General features: G+C 68.3%; 14 protein-coding genes and 1 pseudogene. 11 read left to right on the plus strand and 4 right to left on the minus strand.

The features are described 5' to 3' along the window. Window positions 1-45: 45 nt before the first annotated feature. The 3 genes from IE272_RS27880 to IE272_RS27890 are packed head-to-tail and all read left to right on the plus strand — an operon-like array spanning window position 46 to window position 1,351. Entirely contained in the window at window positions 46-474 is a 429-nt protein-coding gene (locus IE272_RS27880; protein WP_190008600.1) for a hypothetical protein, read from the plus strand. 8 nt (window positions 475-482) lie between these two features. Beyond that, window positions 483-884, plus strand: coding sequence for an ATP-binding protein (locus tag IE272_RS27885; protein ID WP_190008603.1), 402 nt, complete (start codon window positions 483-485; stop codon window positions 882-884). Continuing rightward, window positions 881-1,351, plus strand: coding sequence for a hypothetical protein (locus IE272_RS27890; protein ID WP_190008605.1), 471 nt, complete (start codon window positions 881-883; stop codon window positions 1,349-1,351). Before IE272_RS27885 ends, IE272_RS27890 begins: the two co-directional genes overlap by 4 nt. On the opposite strand, the gene IE272_RS27895 is transcribed toward IE272_RS27890, so the two are convergent. Beyond that, a complete protein-coding gene (locus IE272_RS27895) occupies window positions 1,291-2,094 on the minus strand; it encodes a hypothetical protein (RefSeq protein WP_444544793.1) in 804 nt (267 codons plus the stop codon). The genes IE272_RS27890 and IE272_RS27895 overlap by 61 nt on opposite strands. 310 nt (window positions 2,095-2,404) lie before the next feature. Here IE272_RS27895 and IE272_RS27900 point away from each other — a divergent pair, with 310 nt between their 5' ends. Beyond that, window positions 2,405-2,959, plus strand: a complete 555-nt coding sequence (locus tag IE272_RS27900) for a TIGR03086 family metal-binding protein (RefSeq protein ID WP_097241813.1) — start codon at window positions 2,405-2,407, stop codon at window positions 2,957-2,959. Between the two features lie 154 nt (window positions 2,960-3,113). On the opposite strand, the gene IE272_RS27905 is transcribed toward IE272_RS27900, so the two are convergent. Next, window positions 3,114-4,112: a GlxA family transcriptional regulator gene (locus IE272_RS27905; protein WP_229897764.1), complete on the minus strand. Its 999-nt coding sequence runs from the start codon at window positions 4,110-4,112 to the stop codon at window positions 3,114-3,116. 53 nt (window positions 4,113-4,165) lie between these two features. On the opposite strand from IE272_RS27905, the gene IE272_RS27910 reads away from it, so the two are divergent. From IE272_RS27910 to IE272_RS27940, 7 genes are all read left to right on the plus strand, one after another. After that, window positions 4,166-5,050 carry a dienelactone hydrolase family protein gene (locus IE272_RS27910; RefSeq protein WP_190008607.1) on the plus strand — a complete coding sequence of 295 codons (885 nt, stop codon included), beginning with the start codon at window positions 4,166-4,168 and terminating at the stop codon, window positions 5,048-5,050. Continuing rightward, window positions 5,047-5,394, plus strand: coding sequence for a DUF1330 domain-containing protein (locus tag IE272_RS27915; protein WP_190008609.1), 348 nt, complete (start codon window positions 5,047-5,049; stop codon window positions 5,392-5,394). Before IE272_RS27910 ends, IE272_RS27915 begins: the two co-directional genes overlap by 4 nt. A 25-nt stretch (window positions 5,395-5,419) precedes the next feature. After that, the gene (locus IE272_RS27920) at window positions 5,420-6,043 is read left to right on the plus strand and encodes a TetR/AcrR family transcriptional regulator (RefSeq protein ID WP_190008611.1); all 624 of its coding nucleotides are present in this window, start codon (window positions 5,420-5,422) and stop codon (window positions 6,041-6,043) included. Next, complete coding sequence (locus IE272_RS27925) at window positions 6,040-8,361, plus strand: ABC transporter ATP-binding protein (RefSeq protein ID WP_229897766.1); 2,322 nt, start codon at window positions 6,040-6,042, stop codon at window positions 8,359-8,361. Before IE272_RS27920 ends, IE272_RS27925 begins: the two co-directional genes overlap by 4 nt. Beyond that, complete coding sequence (locus tag IE272_RS27930; protein ID WP_190008613.1) at window positions 8,358-10,130, plus strand: ABC transporter ATP-binding protein; 1,773 nt, start codon at window positions 8,358-8,360, stop codon at window positions 10,128-10,130. The genes IE272_RS27925 and IE272_RS27930 overlap by 4 nt, the downstream gene beginning before the upstream one ends. Continuing rightward, the gene (locus IE272_RS27935) at window positions 10,123-10,911 is read left to right on the plus strand and encodes an SDR family oxidoreductase (protein WP_124277675.1); all 789 of its coding nucleotides are present in this window, start codon (window positions 10,123-10,125) and stop codon (window positions 10,909-10,911) included. Before IE272_RS27930 ends, IE272_RS27935 begins: the two co-directional genes overlap by 8 nt. Before the next feature lie 89 nt (window positions 10,912-11,000). After that, the gene (locus IE272_RS27940; protein WP_124277676.1) at window positions 11,001-11,375 is read left to right on the plus strand and encodes a nuclear transport factor 2 family protein; all 375 of its coding nucleotides are present in this window, start codon (window positions 11,001-11,003) and stop codon (window positions 11,373-11,375) included. A 558-nt stretch (window positions 11,376-11,933) separates the two neighbouring features. Here the strand turns inward: IE272_RS27940 and IE272_RS27945 are convergent. Further along, the gene (locus IE272_RS27945) at window positions 11,934-12,452 is read right to left on the minus strand and encodes an SMI1/KNR4 family protein (protein WP_124277677.1); all 519 of its coding nucleotides are present in this window, start codon (window positions 12,450-12,452) and stop codon (window positions 11,934-11,936) included. Between the two features lie 839 nt (window positions 12,453-13,291). Further along, a pseudogene (locus IE272_RS27955) lies at window positions 13,292-14,055 on the minus strand (transposase); the annotation flags it as partial. Between the last annotated feature and the right edge of the window lie 220 nt (window positions 14,056-14,275).

Consider the following 14,275-nt stretch of genomic DNA (forward strand, 5'->3'; position numbering starts at 1 on the left):
GCTGAAGGGGTCATCAGTTGTCGAGCATTCTGGACGGTCCTCAGCATGGAACCCCTCACGGAGCATCGCCAGGTCAACGGTCCGGTCGTCTACGGCCTCCTGCGGCTGGTGAAGGTGCCCGCGGCCCGGCATGCGGCGTTGGCCGCGTCGCTGGCCGAGTACTGCCGCAGCCACGAGTTGCAACTTTCCGGCGTCTTCACCGACCGTGACGTGAGTTCTGGGCCCGACTCGGCGGCGTTCACCGGGCTGCTGGACGTGCTGGCCCTGCCGGACGTCTATGGCGTGATCGCCCCGGCCATGTCGCACCTGGGGCCGAAGGCCATAGCCGCCCAGCGCAGACACCGGATCGAGACGGCCGGCTCCCGATTGCTGCTGGTCCGCCGCCCCTGCACCACACACCTGCCGGTCTCCCACCACGGTCCCGGTCGCCGACGCAGCGCAGGGAGTACCCGCGTTCTGGACGCCGAGTCATGAGGACGGCGATGACCGAGACGACCCGGCGATTCTTCACGGCCCGGCCCGAATCGATCGGCCAGGCACGGAAGTTCGTTAGGGATGCCCTGGCCGGATGGGGCCTGCACGACCGCGCCGAGGACATCCGGCTCTGCGTCTCCGAGCTCGCCACGAACGCCCTGGTCCACGGCACCCTCGCCGACCACGGCTTCCTGGTCAAGCTGGATGCCGACGAGGGAGAAGTACGGCTGGAAGTGCACGACAGCCGCCGCCGGCTCCCCGCGGTGCGCCAGGCCGCCGACACGGACCTGTCCGGACGCGGCCTGACGCTGGTGAGCGTGCTTGCCGACGACTGGGGCGTTCTGGACCGCATCCCGGTCGGGAAAGTCGTTTGGTCCTGTTTCAAAGCTGAGGGAGGGACGACGTCATGACCCTCATCCTCACCCCATCCAGTCCGGAACTGCGGCTGTTGGTCTCGCTCGCTTCCTGGACCTGGCCGGGCACCAGTCCGGACGGCCGCGAGGTCGCGCACATCCTGATCACCCACAGCCCGGCCTTCACAGGCCCCGACACTGCCGAGGCGGTTGAGGCCCGGATGCGTCGGCTCTCCGACAGCCTCGGCGGCCTGGCCAGCTCCCGGGCGCCCGTTCGCGAGCTCACCCGATGCCTGCAGGTCGTCGGCGGGCAAGTGCTGATGAGCTTTCCCGGCACCGCCCGCAAGCTACGGCTGCCCACCCGCCGGCCCTGGACCGAACTGGTCGCCCGCAACAGCGGGGCCGTCCTCCTGCTCGGATTGGACCCACTGCCGCAGACCGCTGACGCCGCCCGCCTCGACACCTACTTGGACGACGCGCTCGCCGCCGACCGGCTGCTGTTCGGACGCGCTCGCACACGCTGACCACCTGGACTTCCCCGCACGGCCCCCGGACGGAACGGATGAGAGGGAACTGCCATGGAAACCTTCGAACGCGCCTGGCTGGAGGCCCACTTCGCCCGAATCGCCTCCCAGTTCGCCCCGGGCGAGCAGACCGCATCGTGGGGATGCGCCTCACCCGGGGCGACGTGACGGCGCACGACTGTCTTGGTGCGGTCGTAGACGATCGTCATCGACACTCCGTTGAGGCGCGCGAATGCCCGCCGGTGGTACTCGAAGAACGTCTGCAGGTCCAGGCTGGTGGTGAAGCAGCAGAACGGATCACGAGAGTACGACAGCACCATGTGGAAGGAGTGCACCTTCGGGATGCCCAGGTGGGCGAGGAGCTTGCCCTCATCGCCCCAGTCCACCTGAGCCTGAGCACCCGGGATCACCTCGAACCTGCGATGCATCCCTGCCAGCTCTCGCGGGTGATCCCCAGTTCCTCCGCGATCCTTGGGCGGGCTTCCTGCACGAGGAGTTTGACCCGCTGGTAGCTCCCGGGTGAACCCGTACTCCATGGCCAGCCGCTCGTGAATCACCGCGTCCTTCATCAGGACCTCGGCCCGCAGCATCGCGTCGATCAGCGGAGCGACCTCGTCGACCACTCGCTTGCGCGGCTGACCACTTGCCACCCGGCGCGGCGGCGCGGACGAGTCAGCGGACAGGTACTTGCTGACCGTCCGCCAGTTCAGTCCGGTTTCCTTGGAGACCTCCGACAGGCTCATCGCCCCGGTCTCCACCAGGTCACGGAAACGCCGAAGCTCCAGCCCCAGCGGGGTGGTCCACCACCTACTCTGGAGACGTTGACCGACCGATCGCGGTGCTCGACGGCTCCACCGAACTGCGTCCCGCTGATCGATCCTGTTGTGGCACGCTCAGCGTGCGCCCGATAGTCACCAGAGCGTGACCAGTACGGGATTCCCTCGCGAGACGCAGCTCGTGGAGTGGAACCGGCCGAACCCTTGCCGGGGGTATGCAGGCAATTCGGGTTGGTCGCCTCCCGGACGAGTGGCTCGTGCCGCTAGCCTGTAGCACATGGAGTTGATCAGGGCAGCTTCGGCAGAGTTCGAACGAGTTGTGCGCCAATTGCCCGCGGACTCGTCGGAGCAACCGACGCCGTCGGGAGTCTCGGTACGCGAATTGATTGAGCACGTGGTGGTGGGGAATCGCTTCACCGCACTTCTGCTGGCAGGCGTTGGGCGCGACGAGGCCCACGCCATGCTCGCAGCCAAGCAGGTCGGCGGTGACCCAGTCGCTGACGTGAGTGAGTCCGCACAGCGCCAAGCACAGGCATTCTTCGCGACGTCGCCCGAGCAACAGGTCGCGGGCCCGAACGGAAATGTTCCCGTCGCTGCCTACGTGCGATTCCGTCTCGTCGACCTGGTAGTGCATGCGTGGGACCTCCTGCGTGCCGCGCGTCTCGACGAGACCCTTGATCCGCAGACTGTTGTCGGCGTGCTGAACACGGTCGAGCCGCATCTGGACGAAATGCTTGCCTTCGGAGCGTATGGCGCCGGTCCGAGCGGAACGCTGCCTGCTGACGCGTCACCACAGATCCGGCTGCTCGACTCGTTCGGGCGACGACCATAGCCGACATCTCCGATCGTGCGGATGACCCTCCTGCTCTGGTGACTGACGCCCTCCGGCCATTTGGTCCGCTGAAGGACCCTCGGCCGAGCCGAGTGCCGACGGCCTTCCGACGCTCTCGTGCAAAGCGATGGGGCGCGCCGGTCGCGGATGTCTTTCAGTGAGCGCGGGTGCGTTGTCCGCGGACTGTCCGGGGGCTCATGCCGAGCTCTTGGCTCATGGCCCGTCGAAGTGCCGTCGGATCGCTGTACCCGACTGCATGGGCGACTCCGGTGACGGCGAGGTCAGTGTTGTGCAGAAGCTCGACAGCTCGCTCGACACGCAGGCGTCGTAGGAATCGAGCAGGCGACATACCTGTGGCTTCGCTGATTCTGCGGGTGAAGGTGCGCGGACTGAGGTGTGCGGCAGCGGCCAAGTCCCTCACTCCTATGCTTGTGTCGAGGTGCTGGAGCGCCCATGACCGCGCGATTGCGACATCGCTGTCGGCGCCCTCGATTGTCTCGGGCATCACGTAGGGAGACTGCGACCGACGACGGTCAACCGCGAGGTACCTGGCGCACCCCCGGGCGAGCGCCTCCCCACCGTGACGCCCTACGAGCGTCAGCATCAGGTCCAGGTGCGCCAAGGCTGCGCCTGCGGTTGTCACCGGGCCGTCGGTGACGACGAGATCAGCAGGTGTCAACCGAACTGCGGGGTACCTGCAGGCGAACAGCGGCGCCAGCCACCAGGTGGTAGTCGCACGTCGCTGATCGAGGATGCCGGCTTCGGCGAGGAGGAACACTCCGGCGCACGAGGCTGCGATCTCGCTACCTGCTGCGGCGGCTTCCTTCAAGTAGTGCGCCCCCGCTCTGGCATCGGGCGCTGCGAGTCGGCTGCGAACCTCTTGGGTGTTTCTCATCCCGAGGCCAGGGACGACCACGAGATCCACCGGTTCCGTGGCGTCTCCATAGTCGTTGGCGACCCAGGGCTGGACGTCGAACTGATCGGCCTGTCCCGATCGGAGGGCCAGCCGGTTCGCGGTGTCGAGGACATCAGCCGTGATGGCCACGGAGGTGGCCATCGCTCCCTCGAGATCCAGTACGCGGACCGAGGTCATGTCTCGAACCGCCCGGAATATGGCCGGTCTCGCTCTCTCAAGGACTTCATCGTGATCCATCGTAGTCACCAGATCGGCCGCACTCCGCGACGATCCATCGCAGGGGGATCTCTATGACGGATCACGACGTGACCCAAGACGACGACCTCGCCGACTTCACCGTCCGGTCCATCTCGCTCCTCGGCCAGGTACGTCGCGTGTATGTCAGCGGTGACGGTCCCGGTGTGATCGTGATGCACGAGATGCCCGGCATCAGCCCACACGTCGCTCGTTTCGCCCGATGGGTCCGCGATCGTGGCATGACGGTCTACCTGCCTTCCCTCTTCGGCACCGACGGCGCCCTCGGTGACGCCAACAGCGGGGCACAGGTGTTTCGTCGTCTCTGCGTCGCGAAGGAGTTCCGCGCCCTCGGCGGTGGCGAGTCGAGCCCCGTCACGACGTGGTTGATGGCCCTCGCTCGCTCGGCGCACCGTGAGTGCGGGGGAACAGGTGTGGGCGCGGTCGGGATGTGCTTCACCGGCAACTTCGCCATCACCATGATGCTCGAGAGCGCCGTCGTCGCGCCGGTGGCCTGCCAGCCGTCCCTGCCGTTGGATGAGCCGGGTGTCCTGGAGATCAGCGACGCCGAGCTCACCGCCGTGAAGGAACGTCTCGACCGTGACGATCTCACCGTCCTGGCCTACCGGTTCGAGGGTGACAAGGTCTGCACCAGGGCGCGCTTCGATACCTACGCGCAAGCCTTGGGCGACTCCTTCGTCAGCCGCGAACTCCCCGACACTGCCGCGAATCGTGATGTACCGCCGTTCTTCGCTGCTCACGTTCCCTATCCCCACAGCGTGGTCACTGTTCACCTCGTCGATCGCGAGGGCGAACCGACCGCCACGGCACGCGACGAGATCCTCGACTTCCTTGTCCACCGGCTTCACGGCCACGCCAACTCAGACCGCTCGACTGACGCTCACGCGAACCGGCCCTCTCCAGATAGGAACCTTCTGTGACTGCCTACGCCATCGCCCATCTGCGCGACGCCGAGCCGCACCCGGACATCGCCGAGTACATGGAGCGGATCGCCGGCACGTTCGAGCCCTTCGGGGGCCGCTTCCTCGTGCACGGCACGCCACCGGAGGTGAAGGAGGGCGCGTGGGCCGGACACGTCGTGGTGATCGGCTTTCCCGGGATCAACGAGGCCAGGGACTGGTGGGACTCTCCCGCCTACCGGGAGATCGCACCCCTCCGCTCCCGCCACATCCAGGGCGACATCATCCTCGTCGGCGGCGTTCCCCAGGACTACGACCCGAGCGCCACCGCGCAGGCCATCCGGAACGCTCCGGCATCGCGCTGAGGTCGTCCACCCTGCAAGGACGGCGGTGTCAGATTCGCACCTGCGTACGACACCTTCACCCACCCCGTCGCCCCGCGGCCTGGCCCTGAAGGCCGAGCTGGTCGACTGCGCGGTGGACGTGCTGGTAGAGCTGGGGTTCGCAGGCACGTCCGTCGCCGAGGTTGCTCGCCGCGCAGGCGTCAGCAAAGGAGTGGTGACCTACCATTTCCCAACCAAGGAGGACTTGTTGAGCGAGGTGGTGACCTCCCTCTACCGCGAGGCCGGCGAGCAGATCGGCCAGGCGACGGGCGACAGCGACTCGGTGATCGGCGAGCTCGCGACCTACATCAGGAGCAACCTCACCTTCGTCGCCGACCATCCGAGGCACGTGCGCGCAGTCATGGAGGTGGCGGCGAACATGCGACCTGCGAACGGCCCCCGGGGAGGCGAGGATCCCTTGAGCGCCCACCTGCGAGAGCTGATCGAGCGAGGGCAGGCGACGGGTGAGGCCGCGGATGTGGACGCCGGGGTTCTGGCCATGACGATGCGGGCGTCGATCGACGCCGCCGCGGCCCGCGCCGCCTGCGACCCGACGGCTGACGCACGAGGCCACGCCGAGCACCTGGTCACCATCGTCCGACGTGCACTGCAGGCCACGGAGCCACGATGAGGGCCTCGAGAAGCGGTCCGGCCGCCTTCACCGGCTTCCTCCTCATCGACCTCGTCGTCCCGCTCGCGTCCTACTACGTGCTCCGCGCACTGGGCGCATCCGTCTGGACAGCGCTCCTCGCCGGGGCCGCCCTGCCTATGCTCCGCCTGAGCGCCGGCCTGGTCCTCCGGCGGCGCGTCCCCGGGGGTAGCCTCTTCGCTCTCGGGCTCATCACCGTCGGGACTGCGATCGGCCTCATGACTGCCGACTCGCGGCCCCTGATGGCCCGCGAAAGCTATCTGACCGGCTTCGTCGGAGTTTGGGTCCTGCTGTCGCTGCTGCGGGCACGACCGCTCGTCTTCACGGCGACCGTCGGTTTCATGCCCCCGGCGCCCGCCGAGGACTGGCACCGGTCCTGGGAGACGAGCGAGACCTTTCGGCGAGCGATGCGGGGCATGACCTGGGGCTTCGGACTGGCCTTCCTCATCGATGCTGCGGCTCGGGTCGTGATGAGCTACACGCTGCCTCTGGACCTCGTCCCGGCGACCTCCGCCGCACTTCTCGCCGTGATGCTGGTCGTCGTGGTCCAGACGGGCAAGGCATGGGGACGCCGACACATGCGCCGGAGCACCGTGCCGCCGACGCGCCCCCACACCCGTGGCCCGTGGTCGTACTTGGCGTGGCTCGTGTCTCGGCAGCGCGGCCGGGTCACGCTCGGAGCGGTGCTCGGCAGCGCCTGGATGGTGGGGCTCGCCCTACCGCCGTACGTGCTGTCCCGTGCGATCGACAGCCTCGCGGAGAGCCAGCAGAACGTGGTGCTTGGGTGGACGGCTGTCCTGCTCCTGGTCGGGGGCGTCCTGGCGGGCCTGAGCATCTGGCGGCATCGCACCATGACCCGGGTGCGCATGGATGCGGCGCTGCGGACGGTGTCAGAGGTGAACGCCCACGGCATCCGTCTGGGAGACACGATGGCGCGTCGCGCGCTCACCGGGGAGGTCGTGGCCATCGGAGGTGGGGACGCGTGGACGATCGGGCGCAGCCTCACCGCGACCGGGCCGGGAGTCGGTGCGGTGCTCGCCTACGTGGTGATAGCGATGCTGCTGTTGCGGATCTCGGTGCCACTGGCTGTGGTCGTGCTGGCGGGGGTTCCGGTCCTGGCCATGGTCGTGGGCCCGGCGACGCGCCGGCTCCGGACAGTCGGTACGCCGTATCGCGAGCAGCAGGGCCGCGTGACGGGTCGGATCGTGGACATCGTCGCGGGGCTGGGCGTCCTGAACGGCTTGGGCGGCAAAGCGCTCTACGCCGAACGTTTCCGCGCCGAGTCGCAGCGGCTGCTGCAGCACGGCTATCGGGTCGGCCGCGTCACGAGCGTGATCCAGGCAGCCGGTCTGGGGCTGCCGACACTGTTCTCCGCAGCGGTGGTGTGGCTGGCCGCCCGGCTCGCGGTCGAGGGCAGCATCACGGTGGGCGAACTGGTCGCGGTCGCCGGCTACGCCGCGGTGCTGGCGGTGCCGGTGGCCTCCTTCATCGAGGGCGCGCTCGACCTCAGCCAGGCTCTCGTGGCCGCACGTCGGGTGACCGACTTCCTGGACGTGCGCCCCGACAGCACCGGCACGGCGGTGCCCCCGGGGCGGGGAGACCTGATCGACGAGGCCTCCGGGCTGCGGATCACACCGGGGACGTTCGCTGCGGTCGCCACCGCCCAGCACTCCGACGCCGTAGCCCTCGTCGACCGGCTCGGCGGCTTCCGCCCAGGTGCCACCTGGGCCGGGCAGCCGACCTCCGAGCTCGATCCCGCCCAACTGCACGAGCAGGTACTGGTGGCCGACAACGACGCCGCCCTGTTCGCCGGGTCACTGGCCCAGGTGGTGGCCGGTCGCCTCGACGTCACCGGCCTCGGTGAGGCTGCGATCCTGGACGCGCTGCACACAGCCACCGCCGACGACGTGGTGCGGGGCCTGCCCGAGGGCCTCGGGTCGAGGATCGACTCCGGGGGACGGAACCTCTCAGGCGGTCAACGCCAACGCGTCCGGCTCGCTCGGGCGACGATTGCCGACCCGACCGTCCTGCTCGCGGTGGACCCGACCTCGGCGCTCGACGCCGCCACGGAGGCCACCATCGTCGACCGCCTCATCCACCACCGTCGCGGCAAGACCACATTGGTCACCTCGACGTCCGCGCTCGTGCTGCAAGGAGCCGACGAAGTGCACCTGCTCGCCGACGGTCGGGTGGTCGCAAGTGGCACCCACACCGACTTGCTGGCCAACCCCGCCTACGCCGCTCTGGTCCACCGCGGACGACCGGCCACCAGCGCCCACGACCCCGAGATCCAGGCATGAGCGCGCAGCCGTTGCCGGTGGCAGAGCCCGGCGAGGTCCGCCGTGCTGCGTGGCGGCTCATCCGCTCCGACCGCGCAGCATTCATCGCCGTGCTGCTCGCCAACTGCGCGGCGGCGGGCGCAGGTCTGGTTGGGCCGTGGCTGCTCGGGCAGATCGTCAACGAGGTGCAGGCCGGGGCTGGGGTCGCGACCATCGACCGGTTGGGCCTCCTCGTGGTGCTTGCCGCGGCCGCGCAGCTCCTGATCGGGCACCAGGCCCGCCGCCTGGGCTACCGGTTCGGCGAACGGACCGCCGCCCGACTGCGCGAGCAGCTGGCCGACCGGCTCATGCGGATCCCTGCACGAGCTGTCGAAGGGGCCGGCACCGGCGACCTGACCTCACGTGCCACGACCGACGCCGGCCTGGTGTCGTTCGCTCTGCGCGACGCCGCGCCAGAGATGGTGTTCGCCCTTGCCCAGGCGCTGATCATCATCGTCGCCGTCGTCCTGCTCTCCCCCGTGCTGGGCGCCGTCGGACTAGTCGCACTCGTCGCCATCCCCGTGGTCCTGCGCTGGTACCTGCGCCGCGCCCGGTCGGCCTATCTGGCCCAGGCAGCCGCGCATGCCGAGGTCGCCGACGTCCTGGCCGGCACCGCCGCCGGCGCCCGGACGGTGGAAGCGCTCGGCCTGCAGGAGCGGCGGGCCGCCGACTGCTCGTCCGCGATCGCTGCCGCGACAGCGGCCCAGCTGCGCACCCTTCGCCTGCGGAGCGTGTTCTTCCCGACCATCGACGCCTCCACCGCCCTTGCCGTCGGCGCCGCGTTCGGCGTGGGCGGCCTGCTCTACCTCGACCACCAGCTCAACCTCGGCACCGTCGTCGCGGTCGTCCTCTACCTGCGCCAGCTCACCACCCCGATCGACACGATCCTGATCTGGGTGGAGACTTTGCAGAGCAGCGCCGCCTCGTTCGCCCGCATCGAGGGGCTCGCCTCGTCAGCGGAACCGCCACGACGCAGCGCCGAGGGCGTCACGGCCGTCCCCACCGACCAGGACATCGTCGTCACCGACGTCCGCTACGCCTATGACGGGGCCGACGTCCTCCACGGTGTCGACCTCGACGTCCGGGCCGGCGAGCATCTCGCCGTCGTGGGGACGTCGGGAGCAGGCAAGACCACCCTGGGTCGCCTCATTGCCGGCATCGACCGTCCCCGATCAGGAAGGGTCACCGTGGGCGGTGCGGACGTCGCCGACCTCGCACCCGAGCAGCTTCGCCAGCACATCGTCCTGGTGACCCAGGAGCACCACGTGTTCGCCGACCCTCTGCGCGACAACCTCACCATCGCGGCACCTCACGCCACCGACGCCGAGCTCCTCGAGGCCCTCGACGTCCTCGGCGCAGACTGGTTCGACGACCTCCCCGACGGGCTCGACACCGACCTCGGCACCCATCGGCTCGGCGGCGCCCAGGCCCAACACGTCGCGCTCGCCCGAGTCCTGCTCGCCAATCCCCACACCCTCGTCCTCGACGAGGCCACCGCCCTGCTGGACCCGACGACCGCTCGCCGCACCGAACAAGCCCTCGCCGCCACCATCCAGGGCCGCACCATCATCGCCGTGGCCCACCGACTCCAGACTGCCCGAGACGCTGACCGCATCGCCATCATGGAAGGGGGCCGCATCACCGAGCTCGGCCACCACGACCACCTCGTCACCACCGCGACCTCCTACGCAGCCCTCTGGGAGACCTGGAGTGCAGACACCAGCCACGACAGGACTGACAACCATGAGTGACACACGAAGCCGAACCGCGGGACCCGTGCCACCGGCAGTCCGTCCGCTTACGATCGTCACCGGCGGGGCGCGAGGGATCGGCGCCGCCACCGTCGCGCACCTGGCGCGTGCAGGACACGACCTGATCGTCGGCTACCGCGACGACCGCGCCTCGGCCAAGAGGGCTGCCGCGGCAGCACAGGACCACGGCGTGAGAGCCGTCGCCGTGGCCGGCGACGTGACCGACGAGGATGACGTTGCCGAGCTGTTCGCCGCTGCCGCGGACCTGGGCGCCGTCACCGGACTGGTGAACAACGCCGGACTGACCGCACATCTTGGAGACTTGGCGGACACCCCGATCGCGGTGCTGCGCCGGGTCGTCGACGTGAACCTCGTCGGCGCGCTGCTGTGCGCGCGTGAGGCGGTCCGGGCAATGTCCACCACCCGCGGCGGACACGGTGGGGCAATCGTCAATGTCTCCTCGGCAGCAGCCACGCTGGGCTCGGCACACGACTACGTCCACTACGCCGCAGCCAAGGCCGGGGTCGAAGCGATGACCGTGGGACTCGCCAAGGAGGTCGCCGATCAAGGGATCCGGGTCAATGCCGTGGCGCCGGGCACGGTGCACACGAGGATCCACGCCGATGCCGGGGATCCGGACCGCGCCGGGCGCGCTGCCGCACGCATCCCGTTGGGCCGAGCCGGAGAGCCCGACGAGATCGCTCCGGCCATCGTCTGGCTGCTCGGCTCCGAGGCCAGCTATGTCACCGGAGCCAGCATCCGAGCGGCTGGTGGACTGTGACCCGCTCGGCCGCTGACGATCGCGAAGGTCGGCGACGTCGAGCCCGCAGCACCAGCGCAACACGCGTGTTCTGGCGAGAGGACGATTCAGTGCCCCATAGTGACGACAGGCCGTCGACGTCCGCCCGATCGCGGGAGCTCCGCGAGCTGTACGAGGCGTTCAACGCCCGCGAGATCGATCGGGTCCTCGCGGCCATGACCCCCGATGTCCAGTGGCCCAACGGCTGGGAAGGCGGGCACCTCGAAGGACGGGCGTCGGTCCGCGACTACTGGATTCGCCAGTGGGCTCAGCTTCGGCTGTCTCTCACGCCTGTGCAGTTTCGGGAACGGGGCGACGGCCGGATCGAAGTCGCGGTCAGACTGGTGGCTCGCGACCCGGGCGGTTCCGTCCTTGCTCGAGAGGAGGTCCGTCATGTGTACGAGTTCGAGGGTCGTCTGGTCCGTCGCATGCAGGTCGAGCAGTAGTCGACGATCGCCCGAATCGGGTCATGGCCCCAGAGGGCGGTATACGAGTCTTTGTCTGATATCTGACTCTGTCATGGGATTGGCGTGCAGGTCAGGGCTGGTGACGATCGCCGGTTGCATGGCGAGGGCGAAGAAGTCAGCGGGCTGTCCCAGCCTGGGCTCTGCGACATACTGCGGTCATGAGCGGAGAGGAATCTGCGCGGCTGGCGAGAGCCTCATCGAGTTCCGTGAGGCCGAAGGCATCTCGGAACGTGAACTCGCGCGCCGCACCTGGCTGAGTGAGGCGACCTTCAGGACCTTCGGAGGCGACCGTGGGGACCTGCCCACCCCGATTGTTGCCCGAAGCTTCGAAGAAGTCCTTGGCTGGGCTCCGGGCAGCATCAAGGCCACGCCGTCCGAGGCGATGGGCCGTGAGCCATCGGCGGACTCGGCCATAGACCTCGAGTAGGCGCGCTGGGCAGGGCTGAAATACGAACGCAAGGCCGATCACTTCCTGGCCTTCACCAGCATCGCCTGCACACTCATCTGCTACCGCAGACTCGCCAATGAGATGACTTTTCAGTCCATCGGATAGAAGTCAGGCTCCGGAAACTGCCTCGCGATCGAGAACGGCTCGAAATCGGGATCGGTCAGCACTCGGCAGACGAACTCGGAAGTGGACATGTTCACTTCGTGCCAGGGATACGGATCTCCCTGTGTGACGATGGGCCATCTCGCCGGATCCTCATCCGCGGACGCCAGCCAGAAGTAGCTGCACTTCATCTCACCGAACGCCCAGGGAATGAGGCCGCGCCGCCCTGGCCGGTACATCCGGTAGGGCTTGAAGGCGGGATCTGGGCCGCTCTGCGGGCCACCCTCGAGATACTTCTTCCAGATCCTGACCAGGTCGAACTGCCTCGTGGCATCGACGGTGAAAACACGCAAGAACTCCGAGAATTCTCCCTTGCCGAACGTCTCGGCGAGTTTCTTGTAATCTTCGGGCAGTTGAGTACCAAGATCTTCTTCGATGCTTTTCCAGGGAATATCGATCCGAAGCGGCTCCCAGTGTGTAGCCTCAGCGATTCGCTCGATCCACATTCTCTTCACATTCCGATCGAAGGCTTGGACCGGGGGCGTCTCAGATATACGACACGCCCCCGGTCTCACTCTATGGGGTGTTGTAGACCGGCACCGAACAGCTGGCGCTGCTCGAACTGTTCCAGGTTATGTCGAACCGGTCCAGTGGCACAGGAAAACGTGGTGAGGGCTTGCACTGCTAACTGTCGCCCGAAGAAGAGTGGGTGTGGCGCGGCCGTGGCGATCCATTCGCCACGGCCGGACCTCTTGAACGACTCTTCCCCCCTGTTGGTCTGACCGCAGAGCCTCCCCGCCCAGCGGCGAGACCTTCCCCTTCCGCGCCCGGCCAGAATGCCGTGCGCCCACGACCGGCTCACATACGGGAACTCGCTGAAGGTCCCGTCATGAACCTCACCTGACCCGAGTGCGCGCCGGATGACCATCGCTGAGACAGAGGGCTATCGCCTGGCCCAGATGAGAATGGCAGCAAGGTGGAGTGCAGCCGGGTAGACAATGGCCAGCTTGTCCGTTCTCATTGCGAGACCACGCCACTGTCGAGCCGGGCGATGCATCGCCCGACAGCATTGCGCTGCTTGTACGCCTCGGCGTCGAAGGCGGGAGGCCGGCCTCCCACATGACCGCGTCGCCGTCGGTGACCTACCTGGTCGGACGGCTGGGGAATGACGGCACGGATCCCGCGCCGACGGAGATGGCTCCGGATCGCACGGGACAAATACGCGCGGTCCGCCAGAACAGCGTTCGGCCGGACCCTCGGTCGTCCCTCCCCAAGCTGCGGGACACGAATGCCTGCCAGCACCGCTTCGAACGACGGCGCATCGCCCGCCTGGCTGCGGTCACGTGGAACGCCAACGGACGAGCGTGGCTGTCGCTGGCAAGAGCCAGGCGACGAAGTCGTGGGTGCCGCCTGCGGAGTCGGTGCGGATCAGGGTCCGGCGCCCGCGCCGGTACTTCTTCGGCAGCTGGGCCAGGGCCAGTTGGGTGGCGGTGAGTGGTCGGCCGCCGTGTTCGATCCCGCGTTGCGTGGTCTGAGCAGGGCCGCGACCGGCTCACCCGTGCCGCCCGGCCCGTGGTCGACGAACCCCATCAGCGGGTGATGCCCGTAAGTCCTCTTCCAGGTCGGGGCCGCATCCTCCTTGTCCGAGTGCGCGACCACCAGCACACCGTCGAGGTCCACGGTCACCGTCTCGCCCGCGTCGGCCGCTTCCCTGCCGGCCAACCGCCATACCCGCTGGCGGGCTTCAGCCCGCGCGGCACGGATTGCCCACAGGGCTTTCTCCCCGGAGGCTGCGAGGGTGTCGATGAGGCGGGAGACCGTCGGGTCGGAGGCCACGGCTCCGAACACGGCCGGCTCGGCCCGCAGCATGGCGACATCCGCGGGGCAGTCCCCGCCCAGCGCGACGGCCAGCGCCACGTCCAGCAGGATCTTGCCCGGATCGTGCACCACCCGAGCCTTCCGCCACGGCGTCAGCGCCGCTGATATCGCGGTGTCCGAGCCGGCCGTGCGGACCGTCTCGACCTGCAGCACGCCCCCGGCCTGCGAGACCACCGCCCGGCCCCCGCCCTCGATACGGACACGCGGGTACGACCCGATACGCTTCTTCACCTGAGAAGTGCCTCCGGCTGGAGCGGGAACAAGGACCTCGACAATCCTCATTCTTGCCGTTCAGAGGCACTTTTCGCTTACCTGACCACTTGTCGGACGGCCCGCTTCATGAAAGCGCGAGGCTAGAACCGCGCTGGGAGAATTCTGGGAGATGATCTTCGACGGGGTGCCAACCGAGCCCCCTCGGCACCGCCTCAGCCCAATCTCCTGACCTGCACGT

Source organism: Streptomyces anulatus (assembly GCF_014650675.1).
GTDB classification, from domain to species: Bacteria; Actinomycetota; Actinomycetes; order Streptomycetales; family Streptomycetaceae; genus Streptomyces; species Streptomyces anulatus.

What these genes read in the sequence shown, in the direction of transcription:
- IE272_RS27880 (WP_190008600.1), top strand. Translation starts at nt 46, where the DNA reads ATGGAACCCCTCACGGAGCATCGCCAGGTCAACGGTCCGGTCGTCTAC.
- IE272_RS27885 (WP_190008603.1), top strand. Translation starts at nt 483, where the DNA reads ATGACCGAGACGACCCGGCGATTCTTCACGGCCCGGCCCGAATCGATC.
- IE272_RS27890 (WP_190008605.1), top strand. Translation starts at nt 881, where the DNA reads ATGACCCTCATCCTCACCCCATCCAGTCCGGAACTGCGGCTGTTGGTC.
- IE272_RS27895 (WP_444544793.1), bottom strand. Translation starts at nt 2,094, where the DNA reads ATGAGCCTGTCGGAGGTCTCCAAGGAAACCGGACTGAACTGGCGGACG.
- IE272_RS27900 (WP_097241813.1), top strand. Translation starts at nt 2,405, where the DNA reads ATGGAGTTGATCAGGGCAGCTTCGGCAGAGTTCGAACGAGTTGTGCGC.
- IE272_RS27905 (WP_229897764.1), bottom strand. Translation starts at nt 4,112, where the DNA reads ATGGATCACGATGAAGTCCTTGAGAGAGCGAGACCGGCCATATTCCGG.
- IE272_RS27910 (WP_190008607.1), top strand. Translation starts at nt 4,166, where the DNA reads ATGACGGATCACGACGTGACCCAAGACGACGACCTCGCCGACTTCACC.
- IE272_RS27925 (WP_229897766.1), top strand. Translation starts at nt 6,040, where the DNA reads ATGAGGGCCTCGAGAAGCGGTCCGGCCGCCTTCACCGGCTTCCTCCTC.
- IE272_RS27930 (WP_190008613.1), top strand. Translation starts at nt 8,358, where the DNA reads ATGAGCGCGCAGCCGTTGCCGGTGGCAGAGCCCGGCGAGGTCCGCCGT.
- IE272_RS27935 (WP_124277675.1), top strand. Translation starts at nt 10,123, where the DNA reads ATGAGTGACACACGAAGCCGAACCGCGGGACCCGTGCCACCGGCAGTC.
- IE272_RS27945 (WP_124277677.1), bottom strand. Translation starts at nt 12,452, where the DNA reads ATGTGGATCGAGCGAATCGCTGAGGCTACACACTGGGAGCCGCTTCGG.